The sequence below is a fragment of the Klebsiella pneumoniae complex sp. WS1778 genome (assembly GCF_049472055.1).
In the GTDB taxonomy this organism is placed as follows: Bacteria; Pseudomonadota; Gammaproteobacteria; order Enterobacterales; family Enterobacteriaceae; genus Klebsiella; species Klebsiella quasipneumoniae.
On the sequence record NZ_JBKGTJ010000004.1, the window covers coordinates 216,367 to 233,860 of the forward strand.

At 57.4% G+C, this 17,494-nt stretch carries 16 protein-coding genes; 13 read left to right on the plus strand and 3 right to left on the minus strand.

Annotated features, from left to right (window positions below; all coding sequences use genetic code 11):
* Position 1 precedes the first annotated feature (1 nt).
* The 12 genes from murD to mutT all read left to right on the plus strand — a co-directional run bounded on the left by murD (position 2) and on the right by mutT (position 14,457).
* On the plus strand, positions 2-1,318 hold the full coding sequence (gene murD, locus ACLEXF_RS19390) for a UDP-N-acetylmuramoyl-L-alanine--D-glutamate ligase (protein ID WP_004204336.1): 1,317 nt from the start codon (positions 2-4) through the stop codon (positions 1,316-1,318).
* Entirely contained in the window at positions 1,318-2,592 is a 1,275-nt protein-coding gene (gene ftsW / locus ACLEXF_RS19395; protein WP_004204337.1) for a cell division protein FtsW, read from the plus strand. Before murD ends, ftsW begins: the two co-directional genes overlap by 1 nt.
* Positions 2,589-3,659, plus strand: coding sequence for an undecaprenyldiphospho-muramoylpentapeptide beta-N-acetylglucosaminyltransferase (murG, locus tag ACLEXF_RS19400; protein ID WP_017901186.1), 1,071 nt, complete (start codon positions 2,589-2,591; stop codon positions 3,657-3,659). The genes ftsW and murG overlap by 4 nt, the downstream gene beginning before the upstream one ends.
* Positions 3,660-3,706: 47 nt before the next feature.
* Positions 3,707-5,182 carry a UDP-N-acetylmuramate--L-alanine ligase gene (murC, locus tag ACLEXF_RS19405; protein WP_017901185.1) on the plus strand — a complete coding sequence of 492 codons (1,476 nt, stop codon included), beginning with the start codon at positions 3,707-3,709 and terminating at the stop codon, positions 5,180-5,182.
* The gene (locus tag ACLEXF_RS19410) at positions 5,175-6,095 is read left to right on the plus strand and encodes a D-alanine--D-alanine ligase (protein ID WP_043522234.1); all 921 of its coding nucleotides are present in this window, start codon (positions 5,175-5,177) and stop codon (positions 6,093-6,095) included. Before murC ends, ACLEXF_RS19410 begins: the two co-directional genes overlap by 8 nt.
* Position 6,096: 1 nt before the next feature.
* Complete coding sequence (gene ftsQ, locus ACLEXF_RS19415; RefSeq protein WP_407259928.1) at positions 6,097-6,927, plus strand: cell division protein FtsQ; 831 nt, start codon at positions 6,097-6,099, stop codon at positions 6,925-6,927.
* On the plus strand, positions 6,924-8,186 hold the full coding sequence (gene ftsA / locus ACLEXF_RS19420; protein WP_004204343.1) for a cell division protein FtsA: 1,263 nt from the start codon (positions 6,924-6,926) through the stop codon (positions 8,184-8,186). The genes ftsQ and ftsA overlap by 4 nt, the downstream gene beginning before the upstream one ends.
* Before the next feature lie 62 nt (positions 8,187-8,248).
* Entirely contained in the window at positions 8,249-9,400 is a 1,152-nt protein-coding gene (gene ftsZ / locus ACLEXF_RS19425; RefSeq protein ID WP_002888628.1) for a cell division protein FtsZ, read from the plus strand.
* A 100-nt stretch (positions 9,401-9,500) separates the two neighbouring features.
* Entirely contained in the window at positions 9,501-10,418 is a 918-nt protein-coding gene (gene lpxC, locus ACLEXF_RS19430) for a UDP-3-O-acyl-N-acetylglucosamine deacetylase (RefSeq protein WP_002888632.1), read from the plus strand.
* Positions 10,419-10,741: 323 nt separating this feature from the next.
* Positions 10,742-11,239: a secA translation cis-regulator SecM gene (gene secM, locus ACLEXF_RS19435; protein WP_196531321.1), complete on the plus strand. Its 498-nt coding sequence runs from the start codon at positions 10,742-10,744 to the stop codon at positions 11,237-11,239.
* A gap of 62 nt (positions 11,240-11,301) precedes the next feature.
* The gene (gene secA / locus ACLEXF_RS19440) at positions 11,302-14,007 is read left to right on the plus strand and encodes a preprotein translocase subunit SecA (RefSeq protein ID WP_004204346.1); all 2,706 of its coding nucleotides are present in this window, start codon (positions 11,302-11,304) and stop codon (positions 14,005-14,007) included.
* Between the two features lie 57 nt (positions 14,008-14,064).
* The gene (mutT, locus tag ACLEXF_RS19445; protein WP_017901183.1) at positions 14,065-14,457 is read left to right on the plus strand and encodes an 8-oxo-dGTP diphosphatase MutT; all 393 of its coding nucleotides are present in this window, start codon (positions 14,065-14,067) and stop codon (positions 14,455-14,457) included.
* Between the two features lie 52 nt (positions 14,458-14,509).
* Here the strand turns inward: mutT and yacG are convergent, their stop codons facing one another.
* The 3 genes from yacG to coaE are packed head-to-tail and all read right to left on the minus strand — an operon-like array spanning position 14,510 to position 16,077.
* Positions 14,510-14,704 (minus strand): DNA gyrase inhibitor YacG, encoded by a 195-nt coding sequence (gene yacG, locus ACLEXF_RS19450; protein WP_043522217.1) that lies wholly within the window; start codon positions 14,702-14,704, stop codon positions 14,510-14,512.
* 9 nt (positions 14,705-14,713) lie between these two features.
* Positions 14,714-15,457 carry a cell division protein ZapD gene (zapD, locus tag ACLEXF_RS19455; RefSeq protein ID WP_017901182.1) on the minus strand — a complete coding sequence of 248 codons (744 nt, stop codon included), beginning with the start codon at positions 15,455-15,457 and terminating at the stop codon, positions 14,714-14,716.
* Positions 15,457-16,077: a dephospho-CoA kinase gene (gene coaE, locus ACLEXF_RS19460; RefSeq protein WP_017901181.1), complete on the minus strand. Its 621-nt coding sequence runs from the start codon at positions 16,075-16,077 to the stop codon at positions 15,457-15,459. The genes zapD and coaE overlap by 1 nt, the downstream gene beginning before the upstream one ends.
* Positions 16,078-16,420: 343 nt before the next feature.
* Between coaE and ACLEXF_RS19465 the strand changes: the two genes are divergently transcribed.
* The gene (locus ACLEXF_RS19465) at positions 16,421-17,464 is read left to right on the plus strand and encodes a GMP reductase (RefSeq protein WP_043522213.1); all 1,044 of its coding nucleotides are present in this window, start codon (positions 16,421-16,423) and stop codon (positions 17,462-17,464) included.
* The last annotated feature ends 30 nt before the right edge of the window (positions 17,465-17,494 follow it).

Genomic DNA, 17,494 nt, shown 5'->3' on the forward strand with positions numbered 1-17,494 from the left:
CATGGCAGATTATCAGGGTAAAAAAGTCGTCATTATTGGGCTGGGCATGACCGGCCTGTCATGCGTGGACTTTTTCATGGCGCGCGGCGTAACCCCGCGCGTGATGGACACCCGCGTCGCGCCTCCTGGGCTGGATAAATTGCCTGAATCGGTCGAATGCCATGTCGGCGGCCTCAATGATACCTGGCTGCTGGCGGCGGATCTGATTGTCGCCAGTCCTGGCATCGCGCTGGCCCATCCTTCGTTGAGTGCGGCGGCAGATGCTGGCGTAGAGATCGTTGGCGATATCGAACTGTTCTGCCGCGAAGCGCAGGCGCCGATCATCGCCATTACCGGCTCGAACGGCAAAAGCACCGTCACCACCCTGGTGGGCGAGATGGCGAAAGCGGCCGGGATTAACGTCGGCGTGGGCGGCAATATCGGCCTGCCGGCGCTGATGCTGCTGGATACCGATCGTGAGCTGTATGTCCTGGAGCTCTCCAGCTTCCAGCTGGAAACCACCTCCAGCCTGCAGGCGGTGGCGGCAACCATCCTCAACGTGACTGAGGACCATATGGACCGCTACCCGCTGGGGCTGCAGCAGTATCGCGCGGCGAAGCTGCGGATTTACGAGAATGCGAAGACCTGCGTGGTCAACGCGGACGATGCGCTCACCATGCCGGTACGCGGCGCGGACGATCGCTGCATCAGCTTTGGTATCGACGTCGGTGACTATCACCTTAACCGTCAGCAGGGCGAGACCTGGCTGCGCGTAAAAGGTGAGAAAGTCCTCAATGTGAAAGAGATGTCTATCACGGGTCAGCATAACTACAGCAACGCCCTGGCGGCGCTGGCGCTGGCCGATGCCGCGGGTCTGCCGCGTGCCAGCAGCCTGAAGGCGCTGACCACCTTTACCGGCCTGGCGCATCGCTTCCAGCTGGTGCTGGATCACAACGGCGTGCGCTGGATTAACGACTCGAAGGCAACCAACGTCGGCAGTACCGAGGCGGCGCTGAACGGCCTGCAGCTTGATGGCACGCTGTATCTGCTGCTGGGCGGCGACGGCAAGTCCGCTGATTTCACTCCGCTGAAGCGCTACCTTGGCGGCGATCGTATCCGTCTGTACTGCTTTGGTCGCGACGGCGCCGAGCTCGCCGAGCTGCGTCCTGAGGTGGCGGTACAAACTGAAACCATGGAGCAGGCGATGCGTCAGATAGCGCCCCTGGTGAAGGCGGGCGATATGGTTCTCCTGTCGCCAGCCTGCGCCAGCCTGGATCAGTTTAAGAACTTTGAACAACGGGGCGAGATGTTTGCCCGCCTGGCGAAGGAGTTAGGTTGATGCGTTTCTCTCTCCCACGCCTGAGAATGCCGCAGCTGAGCTTGCCTCGGTTGAGACTGCCGCGACTGCCGGGGATGTTTATCTTCGCCTGGCTGTTCGCCGCGCTGAAAGGCTGGGTGATGGGCTCGCGCCCAAAAGATAACGACAGTCTGGTGATGTATGACCGGATGCTGCTGTGGCTGACCTTCGGCCTGGCGGCGATCGGCTTTATTATGGTGACCTCGGCATCAATGCCGGTGGGACAGCGCCTGGCGAACGATCCTTTCCTCTTCGCCAAACGTGACGGCCTGTACATTGTGCTGGCCTTTGTCCTCGCGCTGGTGACGCTGCGCCTGCCGATGGATTTCTGGCAGCGCCACAGTACCGCGATGCTGATTGCCTCGATCGTCATGCTGCTGATCGTGCTGGTGGTGGGTAGCTCGGTAAACGGCGCATCGCGCTGGATCGCCCTCGGTCCGCTGCGCATCCAGCCGGCGGAGTTCACCAAGCTGTCGCTGTTCTGCTACATCGCCAACTATCTGGTGCGCAAAGCCGACGAAGTGCGCAACAACCTGCGCGGCTTCTTAAAACCGATGGGCGTGATTTTCGTACTGGCCATCCTGCTGCTGGCGCAGCCTGACCTCGGTACGGTGGTGGTGCTGTTCGTCACCACGCTGGCGATGCTTTTCCTCGCCGGCGCCAAGCTGTGGCAGTTCATCGCTATTATCGGCATGGGCATCTCGGCGGTGGTCCTGTTGATCCTCGCCGAACCGTACCGTATTCGCCGCGTGACCTCCTTCTGGAACCCGTGGGAAGACCCGTTCGGCAGCGGCTATCAGCTGACCCAGTCGCTGATGGCCTTTGGCCGCGGCGAGATGTGGGGGCAGGGACTCGGCAACTCGGTGCAAAAACTGGAGTATTTGCCGGAAGCGCACACTGACTTTATCTTCGCCATCATCGGCGAAGAACTCGGTTATATCGGTGTGGTACTGGCGCTTTTAATGGTATTCTTCGTCGCTTTCCGCGCCATGTCGATTGGCCGAAAAGCGCTGGAGATCGATCATCGCTTCTCCGGCTTCCTCGCCTGTGCGATTGGTATCTGGTTTAGCTTCCAGGCGTTAGTTAACGTCGGGGCGGCGGCGGGGATGCTGCCGACGAAAGGTTTGACGCTGCCGCTGATCAGTTATGGTGGTTCCAGTCTGCTGATTATGTCGACGGCCATCATGTTGTTGTTGCGAATTGATTATGAAACGCGTCTGGAAAAAGCCCAGGCGTTTACACGGGGTGTTCGATGAGCGGTCAGGAAAAGCGGTTGATGGTGATGGCGGGCGGTACCGGCGGGCATGTGTTCCCGGGACTGGCGGTCGCACACTATCTAATGGACCAGGGCTGGCAGGTTCGCTGGCTGGGTACCGCCGATCGTATGGAAGCGGATTTAGTGCCGAAAAACGGCATCGAGATTGATTTTATCCGTATCTCCGGCCTGCGTGGCAAAGGGATTAAAGCACAGCTGCTGGCGCCGGTGCGGATCTTCAACGCCTGGCGTCAGGCGCGGGCGATCATGAAGCGTTTCCAGCCGGACGTGGTGCTGGGTATGGGCGGCTATGTGTCCGGGCCTGGCGGCCTGGCGGCGTGGTCGCTGGGGATCCCGGTGGTCCTCCACGAACAAAACGGCATTGCCGGCCTGACCAACAAATGGCTGGCGAAGATTGCGAAGAAAGTGATGCAGGCGTTTCCCGGCGCCTTTCCGCATGCGGACGTCGTCGGGAATCCGGTGCGCACCGATGTGCTGGCGCTGCCGCTGCCGGGGCAGCGTCTGGTGGGCCGTCAGGGGCCGATTCGCGTGTTGGTGGTCGGTGGCTCTCAGGGCGCGCGCGTCCTGAACCAGACCATGCCGCAGGTGGCGGCGAAGCTCGGCGATACGGTGACCATCTGGCATCAGAGCGGTAAAGGCGGCCAGCAAACCGTACAGCAGGCCTATGCCGCCGCGGGGCAGCCGCAGCATAAAGTGACGGAATTTATTGATGATATGGCCGCGGCGTATGCCTGGGCAGATGTTGTGGTATGCCGTTCCGGCGCCCTGACGGTTAGCGAAATCGCGGCTGCGGGCTTACCGGCGCTGTTTGTACCGTTCCAGCACAAAGATCGTCAGCAGTACTGGAATGCGCTGCCGCTGGAGAAAGCCGGCGCGGCGAAAATTCTCGAACAGCCGGCGTTCACGGTTGAGGCGGTAGCCTCTACTCTGGCGAGCTGGGATCGGGAAACCTTGCTGGATATGGCGGAACGAGCGCGTGGCGCTTCGATTCCGGACGCTACCGAGCGGGTAGCAGAAGAGGTCAGCGCCGTAGCTTTGGCGCGCTAATTGCGGTGATTTTCACCGCCCGAATACAGAAGTTGATGGCGTAAAGAATGAATACACAAGATTTGGCAAAACTGCGTTCCATAGTGCCCGAGATGCGTCGCGTCCGGCACATTCACTTTGTCGGCATCGGCGGTGCCGGTATGGGCGGTATTGCCGAAGTGTTGGCTAACGAAGGTTATCAGATCAGCGGCTCCGACCTGGCGCCGAATCCGGTGACCCAGCAGCTGTCGCAGCTTGGCGCCACTATTTATTTCAATCATCGCCCGGAAAACGTGCGCGATGCCAGCGTGGTCGTAGTTTCCAGCGCGATTTCCGCCGATAACCCGGAAATCGTCGCCGCGCACGAGGCGCGTATCCCGGTGATCCGTCGTGCGGAAATGCTGGCGGAGCTGATGCGCTTCCGTCACGGGATCGCCATTGCCGGGACCCATGGCAAAACCACCACCACCGCGATGGTATCCAGTATTTACGCCGAAGCCGGGCTGGACCCGACTTTCGTCAACGGCGGGTTGGTGAAAGCGGCGGGCGTCCATGCGCGCCTCGGCCATAGCCGTTACCTGATTGCGGAAGCGGATGAGAGCGATGCATCGTTCCTGCACCTGCAGCCGATGGTGGCCATTGTTACCAACATCGAAGCCGACCACATGGACACCTACCATGGCGATTTCGAGAATCTGAAGCAGACCTTTATTAACTTCCTGCACAACCTGCCGTTCTACGGACGCGCGGTGATGTGTGTGGATGACCCGGTGATCCGAGAACTGCTGCCGCGCGTCGGCCGGCAGATCACCACCTACGGTTTTAGCGACGACGCCGACGTCCGCGTAGAAGACTACCGTCAGGTTGGAGCGCAGGGGCATTTCCGCCTGGTGCGTCAGGATAAAGAACTGCTGCAGGTGACGCTCAATGCCCCGGGACGCCATAACGCGCTGAACGCGGCGGCGGCGGTCGCCGTGGCGACGGAAGAGGGGATTGACGATCAGGCGATCCTGCGCGCGCTGGAAAGCTTCCAGGGTACCGGCCGTCGTTTCGACTTCCTTGGCGAATATCCGCTGACGGAAGTCAACGGCAAAGCGGGCAGCGCGATGCTGATCGATGACTATGGCCACCACCCGACGGAAGTCGACGCCACTATCAAAGCGGCGCGTGCCGGCTGGCCGGATAAAAATCTGGTGATGGTATTCCAGCCGCACCGTTATACCCGTACTCGCGATCTGTACGATGATTTCGCCAACGTGCTGACCCAGGTCGATGCGCTGCTGATGCTCGATGTCTACCCGGCAGGCGAAGCGCCGATCCCGGGTGCCGACAGCCGCTCGCTGTGCCGTACAATCCGTGGTCGCGGTAAAGTTGACCCGATTCTGGTGTCCGACCCGACGCAGGCCGCGGCGATGCTGGCGTCGGTGCTGACCGGCAACGATTTAGTGCTGGTGCAGGGGGCCGGAAACATTGGAAAAATCGCCCGTCACCTGGCTGAAATCAAACTGATCCCGCAAAAAACGGAGGAGGAGCGCCATGGCTGATAAAATCGCGGTGCTTTTCGGTGGAACCTCCGCTGAACGTGAAGTGTCGCTGAATTCAGGCGCCGCGGTGCTGGCCGGGCTGCGTGAAGCCGGGGTGGATGCCCATCCGGTTGACCCGCGCGATGTCGATATTACCCAGTTGAAAAAGCTGGGCTTTAAGAAAGCGTTTATTGCCCTCCACGGCCGCGGCGGGGAAGATGGCACGCTGCAGGGGCTGCTGGATCTGATCCAGCTGCCTTATACCGGCAGCGGCGTGATGGCTTCGGCGATTTCAATGGATAAACTGCGCAGCAAATGGCTGTGGCAGGGGGCCGGATTACCGGTCGCGCCGTGGGTGGCGCTGACCCGCGCCCAGTTTAGCGCCGGATTGTCTGCTGATGTCGAACAGCAGATTGCGGCGCTGGGTCTGCCGCTCATCATCAAGCCCAGCCGCGAAGGCTCCAGCGTTGGGATGTCGAAAGTCAGCGAAAGCTGTGATTTAGCAAGTGCACTGGCGTTGGCTTTTCAGCATGATGATGAAGTTTTAGTCGAAAAATGGCTCAGTGGGCCGGAATTTACCGTCGCCATCGTCGGTGAAGAAATTTTACCGTCAATACGTATCCAGACGGCTGGAACCTTCTATGATTATGAGGCGAAGTATCTCTCTGATGAGACGCAATATTTCTGCCCAGGATTGGAGGATCCAGCGCGTGAGGCAGCCATTCAAAGCCTGGTGCTTAAAGCCTGGAATGTTCTGGGTTGCAAAGGCTGGGGCCGTATTGACGTCATGCTGGACAGCGATGGCCAGTTTTATCTGCTGGAAGCGAATACTTCTCCGGGCATGACCAGCCATAGCCTTGTACCGATGGCGGCGCGTCAGGCAGGAATGAGCTTCTCCCAGCTTGTTGTACGAATTCTGGACCTGGCGGGGTGATATGTCGCAGGCTGCGCTGAATACGCGGAACCATGAAGAGGACGTTTCTTCTTCGCGTCGGAGTAATGGAACGCGGCTGGCAGGGATCGTTTTCCTGCTGGCGGTGCTGTTTACCGTGCTGGTCAGCGGGTGGATGGTTCTTGGCTGGATGGAAGACGCGCAGCGTTTACCGCTGTCGAAGATGGTGGTGACCGGCGAGCGTCACTATACGCGCAATGATGACATCCGCCAGGCGATCCTGGCGTTGGGTTCGCCGGGCACCTTTATGACTCAGGACGTGAACATCATTCAGAGTCAGATTGAACGTCTGCCGTGGATTAAGCAGGCGAGCGTCCGAAAGCAGTGGCCCGATGAATTGAAGATTCATCTGGTTGAATATGTGCCGATTGCGCGCTGGAATGATCAACATATGGTGGATGCAGAGGGAAATGCCTTCAGCGTGCCGGCGGATCGCACCAGCAAACAGAATTTACCGATGTTATACGGCCCGGAAGGCAGCGAGAACGAAGTGCTGCAAGGGTATCGTGACATGGGGCAGGTGCTGGCAAAGGATAAATTCACGTTGAAAGTGGCGGCGATGACCGCCCGTCGCTCCTGGCAGATGACGCTTAATAATGACATTAAGCTCAACCTTGGTCGTGGCGACACCATGAAACGGCTTCAGCGCTTTATGGAACTCTACCCGGTTCTTCAGCAGCAGGCGCAGACCGACGGCAAACGGATTAGCTACGTTGATTTGCGTTATGACTCGGGTGCGGCAGTGGGCTGGGTACCTGCTCCCGCAGAGGAAACTAATCAACAACAGAATCAGGCACAGGCAGAACAACAATGATCAAGGCGACGGACAGAAAACTGGTAGTTGGACTGGAGATTGGCACCGCCAAGGTGGCCGCTTTAGTAGGGGAAGTTCTGCCCGACGGCATGATTAATATCATCGGCGTGGGCAGTTGCCCATCGCGTGGTATGGATAAAGGCGGTGTGAACGACCTCGAGTCGGTGGTGAAATGCGTACAGCGCGCCATCGACCAGGCCGAACTGATGGCGGATTGCCAGATTTCATCAGTTTATTTGGCTCTTTCGGGTAAACATATAAGCTGTCAGAATGAAATCGGGATGGTACCGATTTCGGAAGAAGAAGTGACGCTGGACGACGTCGAAAACGTGGTCCATACCGCGAAGTCGGTTCGCGTCCGCGATGAGCATCGCGTCCTGCACGTGATTCCGCAGGAATACGCCATTGACTACCAGGAAGGGATTAAAAACCCGGTTGGGCTGTCCGGCGTGCGCATGCAGGCGAAGGTGCATCTGATTACCTGCCATAACGATATGGCGAAAAACATTGTTAAAGCGGTGGAACGTTGTGGTCTGAAAGTTGACCAACTTATTTTCGCCGGTTTAGCGGCCAGTTATTCCGTATTAACAGAAGACGAACGTGAGCTGGGCGTCTGCGTGGTGGATATTGGCGGTGGTACAATGGATATCGCCGTCTATACCGGCGGCGCGCTGCGTCACACCAAAGTAATCCCGTACGCGGGCAACGTGGTGACCAGCGATATCGCCTATGCCTTCGGGACGCCGCCGAGCGACGCCGAAGCCATCAAGGTTCGTCACGGTTGCGCATTGGGTTCCATCGTCGGTAAAGACGAAAACGTCGAAGTACCGAGCGTAGGCGGACGGCCGCCGCGTAGCCTGCAACGTCAGACGCTGGCTGAGGTGATTGAACCGCGCTATACCGAACTGCTTAATCTGGTCAATGAAGAGATCCTGCAGCTGCAGGAACAGCTCCGCCAGCAGGGGGTGAAACACCATCTGGCGGCGGGGATTGTGTTAACCGGCGGCGCGGCGCAAATTGAAGGTCTGGCGGCCTGTGCGCAGCGCGTGTTCCATACCCAGGTGCGCATTGGCGCGCCGCTGAACATCACCGGTTTAACGGACTATGCCCAGGAGCCGTATTATTCGACGGCGGTGGGGCTGCTGCACTACGGAAAAGAGTCACATCTGAGTGGTGAAGCGGAAGTCGAAAAACGCGTGACGGCGTCGGTGGGCTCGTGGATTAAGCGACTCAACAGCTGGCTGCGAAAAGAGTTTTAATTTTTTAAGAGAACGCAGACAATTAGCGTTCTCAGGCGACAGGCACAAGACGGAGAGAAACTATGTTTGAACCTATGGAACTGACCAACGACGCGGTGATTAAAGTCATCGGCGTCGGTGGCGGCGGCGGTAATGCCGTTGAACACATGGTGCGCGAGCGCATTGAGGGTGTTGAATTCTTCGCGGTGAACACCGATGCGCAGGCGCTGCGTAAAACGGCTGTTGGCCAGACTATCCAGATCGGTAGCGGTATTACCAAAGGTCTGGGCGCTGGCGCGAACCCGGAAGTCGGCCGTAATGCGGCGGACGAAGACCGTGAAGCGCTGCGTGCTGCCCTTGATGGCGCAGACATGGTGTTCATCGCGGCAGGCATGGGCGGCGGTACCGGTACCGGCGCGGCGCCTGTTGTTGCCGAAGTGGCTAAGGATCTGGGGATCCTCACCGTTGCGGTGGTCACTAAGCCGTTTAATTTTGAAGGTAAGAAGCGCATGGCGTTTGCTGAGCAGGGGATCACCGAGCTGTCCAAGCACGTTGACTCACTGATTACCATCCCAAACGACAAGCTGCTGAAAGTACTTGGCCGCGGTATTTCTCTGCTTGACGCGTTCGGCGCGGCAAACGACGTCCTCAAAGGCGCGGTGCAGGGTATCGCTGAACTGATCACCCGTCCGGGTCTGATGAACGTTGACTTCGCGGACGTCCGTACCGTGATGTCTGAAATGGGCTACGCGATGATGGGCTCCGGCGTGGCGAGCGGTGAAGACCGTGCGGAAGAAGCGGCTGAAATGGCCATCTCTTCTCCGCTGCTGGAAGATATCGACCTGTCCGGTGCGCGCGGCGTGCTGGTTAACATCACCGCGGGCTTCGACCTGCGTCTGGATGAGTTCGAAACCGTGGGTAACACCATCCGCGCATTTGCCTCGGATAACGCCACCGTGGTTATCGGTACCTCTCTGGACCCGGATATGAACGACGAACTGCGCGTCACCGTAGTGGCGACCGGTATCGGCATGGACAAGCGTCCGGAAATTACCCTGGTGACCAACAAACAGGTTCAGCAGCCGGTGATGGATCGCTACCAGCAGCACGGTATGTCCCCGCTGACGCAAGAGCAGAAGCCGGCGGCAAAAGTGGTGAACGACAATACGCCGCAAACCGCGAAAGAGCCGGATTATCTGGATATCCCAGCCTTCCTGCGTAAGCAAGCCGATTAAGAATCGACTGGAAGTTGGGTATCTGCGCTCTTTGTGCTAAACTGGCCTCCCGATAGTGGTGTACACTTCGGTTGGATAGGTAAATTGGCGAGATTATACGATGATCAAACAAAGGACTCTTAAACGTATCGTTCAGGCGACTGGTGTCGGTTTGCATACCGGCAAGAAAGTCACACTGACGTTACGCCCTGCGCCGGCAAATACCGGGGTCATCTATCGTCGCACCGACTTGAATCCACCGGTAGATTTTCCGGCTGATGCCAAATCTGTGCGTGATACCATGCTCTGTACTTGCCTGGTTAATGAGCATGACGTGCGGATTTCTACGGTTGAACACCTGAACGCCGCATTGGCTGGCCTGGGTATCGACAACATTATTGTTGAAGTCGATGCACCGGAAATCCCGATTATGGACGGCAGTGCGGCTCCGTTCGTTTATCTGTTGCTGGACGCCGGCATCGATGAACTGAACTGCGCCAAGAAATTTGTACGTATCAAAGAGACGGTTCGCGTCGAAGATGGCGACAAATGGGCTGAATTCAAACCGTACAATGGTTTTTCGCTGGACTTCACCATCGATTTTAACCATCCGGCGATTGATGCCAGCACCCAGCGCTATACGCTGAACTTCTCGGCCGATGCGTTCATGCGTCAGATTAGCCGTGCGCGTACCTTCGGTTTCATGCGCGATATCGAATATCTGCAGTCCCGTGGCCTGTGCCTGGGCGGCAGCTTCGATTGTGCCATCGTTGTTGACGATTATCGCGTACTGAACGAAGACGGTCTGCGCTTTGAAGACGAATTTGTTCGCCACAAAATGCTGGATGCGATCGGTGACCTGTTTATGTGTGGTCACAACATTATCGGCGCATTCACGGCGTACAAATCGGGTCACGCGTTGAACAACAAACTGCTGCAGGCTGTTCTGGCAAAACAGGAAGCCTGGGAGTATGTGACCTTCGAAGACGACGCAAAATTGCCAATGGCGTTCCGCGCACCGTCGATGGTTCTGGCGTAAGCCTGACCATTCAGTAAATTCGACTGGTAACCTGGTACTCTCTCCGACCAGGGAACCAGTCGTTTTTCTTTTATAGCCTCTTCCCGTTATTTTTCACTGCGATCGCTGGGTAATAATTAGCGCGCGTTCGCTGCTTTATTAAGCGTTTTCCCCGGGCAACGGCCTTCATTCATGCTGCCTCAGCGCGCTATTAATGTTAGTATTTGAGCGCAAAATTATTTCTCCGGGTTGCTTTACCCCGTGGACATCAGGTTGTCCTGCGAAAAACGTCAATAAAGAGACAGCCTGAACGACGACGGGTATACCAAAGAAAGGTAATGAACGTGAGTGGATTGCTGACGCGCTGGCGACAGTTTGGCAGACGGTATTTTTGGCCGCATCTCCTGTTGGGGATGGTCGCGGCCAGCCTCGGCCTGCCTGCGCTTAGCAACGGCCATGAGACCGCGACGCCAGCAAAGGCGACCGCCAGCAACCACAACCCGAGTAAAGTTAATTTCTCCCAGCTGGCGCTGCTGGAGACGAATCGCCGGCCCAACTTTACCGTCGACTACTGGCATCAGCATGCCATTCGCACCGTTATTCGTCATCTCTCTTTCGCCATGGCGCCGCAGGCGTTGCCGGTGGCGGAAGAAGCGTCTCCGCTGCAGGCGCAGCATCTGGCGCTGCTCGACACGCTCAGCGCGCTGCTGACGCAGGACAGTACGCCGCCGGTAGTGATCCGCCAGGCGGCGTATATCCCTTCCTCATATTCTGCCTTCCGCGTCAGCGCCTGGATAAGCCAGGTAGCGGGGATCCGCGCAGGCCCTCAACGTCTCAGCTGAAAATAACCACGGACCATCCTATTTTTTGTGACTCCGCACCGCGGGGCGTTTGAGATTTTATTATGCTTATTAAAATGTTAACTAAGGTTTTCGGCAGCCGTAACGACCGTACGCTGCGTCGTATGCGCAAAGTCGTCAATATCATCAACGGTATGGAACCGGCGATGGAAAAACTCTCTGATGACGAGCTGAAAGCGAAAACCGCTGAATTCCGCGCGCGCCTGGAAAAAGGCGAAGTGCTGGAAAACCTGATCCCTGAAGCGTTCGCCGTCGTTCGCGAAGCCAGTAAGCGTGTGTTCGGCATGCGCCACTTCGACGTCCAGCTGCTGGGCGGTATGGTGCTTAACGATCGCTGCATCGCCGAGATGCGTACCGGTGAAGGTAAAACCCTGACCGCGACCCTGCCGGCCTACCTCAATGCGCTGACCGGCAAAGGCGTTCACGTGGTGACCGTCAACGACTATCTGGCGCAGCGTGACGCCGAAAATAACCGCCCGCTGTTTGAATTCCTCGGCATGACGGTTGGCATCAACATGTCCGGCCTGCCGGCGCCGGCGAAGCGTGAAGCCTACGCTGCCGATATCACCTATGGCACCAACAACGAATACGGCTTCGACTACCTGCGCGACAACATGGCCTTCAGCCCGGAAGAGCGCGTTCAGCGTAAACTGCACTATGCGCTGGTGGATGAGGTGGACTCCATCCTGATCGATGAGGCGCGTACGCCGCTGATCATTTCCGGCCCGGCGGAAGACAGCTCTGAAATGTACCGTAAGGTCAACAAGATCATTCCGCACCTGATCCGTCAGGAAAAAGAAGATTCGGACACCTTCACCGGCGAAGGCCACTTCTCGGTGGATGAAAAAGCGCGTCAGGTTAACCTGACCGAACGTGGTCTGGTGCTGATTGAAGAGCTGCTGGTACAGGAAGGCATTATGGATGAAGGTGAGTCCCTGTACTCCCCGACCAACATTATGCTGATGCACCACGTCACCGCCGCGCTGCGCGCCCATGCGCTGTTCACCCGCGACGTTGACTACATTGTTAAAGATGGCGAAGTTATCATCGTCGATGAGCACACTGGTCGTACAATGCAGGGCCGCCGCTGGTCCGATGGTCTGCACCAGGCCGTTGAGGCCAAAGAGGGCGTGGAGATCCAGAACGAGAACCAGACCCTGGCCTCTATCACCTTCCAGAACTATTTCCGTCTGTATGAGAAACTGGCGGGGATGACCGGTACCGCCGATACTGAAGCCTTTGAATTCAGCTCTATCTATAAGCTGGATACCGTGGTCGTGCCGACCAACCGTCCGATGATCCGTAAAGACATGGCGGATCTGGTCTATATGACCGAAGCGGAAAAAATTCAGGCGATTATCGAAGATATCAAAACCCGTACCGCAGCCGGTCAGCCGGTGTTGGTGGGGACAATCTCGATCGAAAAATCGGAAGTGGTTTCCCGTGAGCTGACCAAAGCCGGCATTAAGCACAACGTTCTGAACGCCAAGTTCCATGCCAGCGAAGCGGATATCGTCGCTCAGGCAGGCTATCCTTCCGCGGTGACCATCGCTACCAACATGGCGGGTCGTGGTACCGATATTATGCTCGGCGGTAGCTGGCAGGCGGAAGTCGCGGCGCTGGAAAATCCAACGCCTGAGCAGATTGAAAAAATCAAAGCCGACTGGCAGGTGCGCCACGATGCGGTACTGGCCGCAGGCGGCCTGCACATTATCGGTACCGAGCGTCATGAATCACGCCGTATCGATAACCAGCTGCGCGGCCGTGCCGGTCGTCAGGGGGATGCCGGTTCTTCCCGCTTCTACCTGTCGATGGAAGACGCCCTGATGCGTATCTTCGCCTCCGATCGCGTTTCCGGCATGATGCGTAAACTGGGGATGAAACCCGGCGAAGCCATTGAGCACCCGTGGGTCACCAAGGCTATCGCCAACGCGCAGCGTAAAGTCGAGAGCCGTAACTTCGATATTCGTAAGCAGTTGCTGGAATATGATGATGTGGCCAACGACCAGCGCCGGGCAATTTACACCCAGCGTAACGAACTGCTGGACGTGTCTGACGTCAGCGAAACCATCAACAGCATCCGCGAAGACGTGTTTAAGGCGACTATCGATGCCCATATTCCGCCGCAGTCGCTAGAGGAGATGTGGGATATCGAAGGCCTGCAGGAGCGTCTGAAAAACGACTTCGACCTCGACCTGCCAATCAAAGAGTGGCTGGATAAAGAGCCGGAGCTGCATGAAGAGACCCTGCGCGAACGTATTCTGCAGAGCGCGGTAGAGACCTACCAGCGTAAAGAAGAAGTGGTCGGCGCTGAAATGATGCGCCACTTCGAGAAAGGCGTGATGCTCCAGACTCTGGATTCACTGTGGAAAGAACATCTGGCGGCGATGGACTACCTGCGCCAGGGTATCCACCTGCGCGGCTATGCGCAGAAAGATCCGAAGCAGGAGTACAAGCGCGAATCGTTCTCTATGTTTGCCGCGATGCTGGAGTCACTGAAGTATGAAGTGATCAGCACCCTGAGCAAAGTGCAGGTGCGGATGCCGGAAGAAGTCGAGGCGATGGAGCAGCAACGTCGTGAAGAGGCCGAGCGCCTGGCGCAGATGCAGCAGCTCAGCCATCAGAGCGATGATGAAGCCGCTGCACAGGATCTGGCGGCACAAACCGGCGAACGTAAAGTGGGGCGTAACGATCCGTGCCCGTGCGGTTCCGGTAAAAAATACAAACAGTGCCATGGCCGTCTGAGCTAAGGGCTGATAAAAAAACAAAGGCGCAGAGTTCTGCGCCTTTTTTATGGAGCTGATTCAATGAAAAAACTGCAAATCGCCGTAGGGATAATTCGCAATCCAGAAGGCGACATCTTTATTACCCAGCGCGCCGCGGATGCCCATATGGCGAATAAGCTGGAGTTCCCGGGCGGGAAGATTGAATCTGATGAAACGCCGGAGCAGGCGTTGATCCGCGAGCTGCAGGAAGAGGTGGGAATTACGGCCACTACCTTTTCACTATTTGATAAGCTGGAGTATCAGTTCCCCGATCGCCACATTACGCTGTGGTTTTTCCTCGTGGAAAGCTGGGAAGGCGAGCCCTGGGGTAAAGAGGGGCAGCCGGGACAGTGGATGACGCGGCAGGCGCTGGATCCGGAAGCGTTTCCCCCGGCGAATGAACCGGTTATCCGCAAACTTATCGCCCAGGGCTGAACCCCAGGTTGGGAGGCTAACCCAACTGGCGTTGGGTTAGCGTGCCGTCAAATCAGGGCTCCTGTTCGCTCCAGTCATCGCTGTCGGAGAGATCGCCCGCGCTGGGGATGCGCTTTTCCTCTGCTGCCCATTCTCCCAAATCGATCAGCTGGCAGCGTTTGCTGCAAAATGGACGATAGGGGCTTTGTTCGCCCCATACCACGTTTTTGCCGCAGGTCGGACAATTGACGATAGTCTCTTCTGACATGTTATCTCCTTAACAGCAGGCCAGTTCAAAATCAAAGCGCTCCGGCACGATCCCATACTCACTGTCCAGCGGCAGGAAGCGGATGGCGAAACGGCTCTTATGGCCAGAGATCTGCGGATAAAGCTGGTGGGCCAGATCGAGACGCAGGCGCAGCAGATCGGCATCTTCGCCGTTATCCTGATAAAAGCCATTGAGGCTGGTCTGTTTGCGAAACTGTCCGGAGTTACGAATCAGATCGAGGATCAGGCTCAGGGACTGGACCAATGGATCGAGGCTGGCAAGCCAGCTGGCCACCTGCTCGTCACGATGCGCCTGCGGCATATGGAGCCAGATATGCAGGGTCGGTAAATCGAAGCTGCAGCAGCCGCCAGGGATACTCAGGCGCTGGCGCACTAGCGCAATCAGGCGATCTTCACGCAGAAACTGACCAATGCGCGGCGCGGCCATCAGGGTGCTGGAAGACTGCTTGAGCTGCTGGCGCAGCGCGTTAATGCGCTCCTGATCGACTCCCGGCACTTCTGCCCAGGACTGGAGCTTACGCTGCTGGCGCTCCAGCTCTTTGACCAGATCGGTACGCACCTCGCCGCGCTCCAGGACATCCAGCAGATCGCCGGCGTTACGGAAAAAATGGAGCGCATCGGCATGGCTGGCAATCATCGGATGGAAAGCCATCTGCTGGATCAGAAATTCGATGCGCAGCCAGGTGCGCATTTTCTCATTAAGAGGATGTTCAAACAGAACGGGGGTATGCATTACGAGTTTTCCTGTGAGGCGGCCTGCAATGCCAGCGTTAAGTACTTTTCGTGCAGGCGGGCAACATCCGATGCCACTGCATCCGGAGTGCCAGTGTTTTCAATAACATCGTCCGCGACGGCCAGGCGCTGCTCGCGCGTGGCCTGGGCGGCAAGAATATGTTCAGCATGTTCGCGGCTGACCTTATCGCGCAGCATGGTGCGTTCGATTTGCGTCTCTTTTGGCACATCGACGACCAGTACGCGATCGGCCTGGCTGGACAGGCGGTTTTCGACCAGCAAAGGTACGACCCAGAGGAGATAAGGGGAGGTGGCGGCCTGCATCTGGCGGCGCGTTTCCTGCTGAATCAGCGGATGCAACAGCGCGTTGAGCCAGGCTTTTTCCTCCACCTGAGCAAAAATTTTTTCCCGCAGCAGACGGCGGTTTAGCGTGCCGTCGGGGGCAATCATCTGTGGCCCGAAGTGGCCGGCAATGGCCTGGAGCGCCGGGGTGCCGGGTTCGACCACCTGGCGGGCGATAACATCGGCATCGATAACCTTAATCCCGAGCTGCGCGAAGGCGTCGGCGACCGTACTTTTACCGCTGCCAATCCCGCCTGTTAACGCGACTGTGTACCCCATATCTTCTGACCCTGAAACGGATTGCTCGTATTTTTGGTATTCAGACAGCGAGGACGGGCAGTATGCCGGAGAGGCGAGAGCGATCTTGTCGTGATGGCCCCGTGCCAGCCGGGAGCGCCGTCCGCTATTCTGTTTCTTTTAATCAAGCAAATCAAATGGTTAAAAATAATGCGCTGGCGGGTGGAGATATAAGCGCTTTTTTCTCCATTCACCAGGTAAATTTATACGATTGTAGCGTAAAAAAAGTGAAAATCGCAGTCTTGCGCGGGCCTGATTCGTGCGTATGATAACGTCACTGGAGTTGTGCTCTCACATTAATGCCATTAACCCCAGGAATTCGCACATGCGTATTGAAGAAGATCTGAAGCTTGGTTTCAAAGACGTTCTTATCCGCCCGAAACGCTCTACCCTCAAAAGCCGTTCTGATGTTGAGCTGGCACGTGAATTCACCTTTAAACATTCAGGCCTGACCTGGTCCGGTGTGCCGATTATTGCGGCTAACATGGACACCGTCGGCACCTTCAGCATGGCGAAAGCGCTGGCCACTTTTGGCATTCTGACGGCAGTACACAAGCACTACACCGCGGAAGAATGGCAGGCGTTTGTCCAGAGCGTATCCGCAGACGTTCTCAAGCATGTGATGGTTTCCACCGGTACTTCCGATGCGGATTTTGATAAAACGCAACAGATCCTCTCTCAGAACCCACAATTGAACTTTGTGTGCATTGACGTCGCCAATGGCTACTCTGAACACTTCGTCCAGTTTGTGGCGAAGGCGCGCGAAGCCTGGCCGCAAAAAACCATTATTGCCGGGAACGTGGTCACCGGTGAAATGTGTGAAGAGCTGATCCTCTCCGGCGCCGATATCGTCAAAGTTGGCATTGGCCCGGGCTCCGTCTGCACCACCCGCGTCAAAACCGGGGTCGGCTACCCGCAGCTCTCCGCCGTGATCGAGTGTGCTGATGCCGCACATGGCCTTGGCGGCCAGATCATCAGCGATGGCGGTTGCACCATGCCGGGCGATGTGGCGAAAGCCTTCGGCGGCGGCGCTGATTTCGTGATGCTCGGCGGTATGCTGGCGGGCCACGAAGAGAGCGGCGGTACTGTGGTTGAAGAGAACGGTGAAAAATTCATGCTGTTTTACGGTATGAGCTCCGAATCGGCGATGACCCGCCATGTGGGCGGTGTCGCGAAATACCGCGCGGCGGAAGGGAAAACCGTTAAGCTGCCGCTGCGTGGCCCGGTGGACAATACCGCGCGCGACATTCTCGGCGGCCTGCGCTCTGCCTGCACTTACGTTGGCGCCTCGCGACTGAAAGAGCTGACCAAACGCACCACCTTTATCCGCGTTCAGGAACAAGAGAACCGGATATTCAATAGTCTGTAACCGGCTGCGCTGGCGCCTGCGCGGTGCCAG

Excerpts from the sequence above, each read along its gene's own strand:
- murD (WP_004204336.1), top strand. The coding sequence starts at position 2 with ATGGCAGATTATCAGGGTAAAAAAGTCGTCATTATTGGGCTGGGCATG.
- ftsW (WP_004204337.1), top strand. The coding sequence starts at position 1,318 with ATGCGTTTCTCTCTCCCACGCCTGAGAATGCCGCAGCTGAGCTTGCCT.
- murG (WP_017901186.1), top strand. The coding sequence starts at position 2,589 with ATGAGCGGTCAGGAAAAGCGGTTGATGGTGATGGCGGGCGGTACCGGC.
- murC (WP_017901185.1), top strand. The coding sequence starts at position 3,707 with ATGAATACACAAGATTTGGCAAAACTGCGTTCCATAGTGCCCGAGATG.
- ACLEXF_RS19410 (WP_043522234.1), top strand. The coding sequence starts at position 5,175 with ATGGCTGATAAAATCGCGGTGCTTTTCGGTGGAACCTCCGCTGAACGT.
- ftsQ (WP_407259928.1), top strand. The coding sequence starts at position 6,097 with ATGTCGCAGGCTGCGCTGAATACGCGGAACCATGAAGAGGACGTTTCT.
- ftsA (WP_004204343.1), top strand. The coding sequence starts at position 6,924 with ATGATCAAGGCGACGGACAGAAAACTGGTAGTTGGACTGGAGATTGGC.
- ftsZ (WP_002888628.1), top strand. The coding sequence starts at position 8,249 with ATGTTTGAACCTATGGAACTGACCAACGACGCGGTGATTAAAGTCATC.
- lpxC (WP_002888632.1), top strand. The coding sequence starts at position 9,501 with ATGATCAAACAAAGGACTCTTAAACGTATCGTTCAGGCGACTGGTGTC.
- secA (WP_004204346.1), top strand. The coding sequence starts at position 11,302 with ATGCTTATTAAAATGTTAACTAAGGTTTTCGGCAGCCGTAACGACCGT.
- mutT (WP_017901183.1), top strand. The coding sequence starts at position 14,065 with ATGAAAAAACTGCAAATCGCCGTAGGGATAATTCGCAATCCAGAAGGC.
- yacG (WP_043522217.1), bottom strand. The coding sequence starts at position 14,704 with ATGTCAGAAGAGACTATCGTCAATTGTCCGACCTGCGGCAAAAACGTG.
- zapD (WP_017901182.1), bottom strand. The coding sequence starts at position 15,457 with ATGCATACCCCCGTTCTGTTTGAACATCCTCTTAATGAGAAAATGCGC.
- coaE (WP_017901181.1), bottom strand. The coding sequence starts at position 16,077 with ATGGGGTACACAGTCGCGTTAACAGGCGGGATTGGCAGCGGTAAAAGT.
- ACLEXF_RS19465 (WP_043522213.1), top strand. The coding sequence starts at position 16,421 with ATGCGTATTGAAGAAGATCTGAAGCTTGGTTTCAAAGACGTTCTTATC.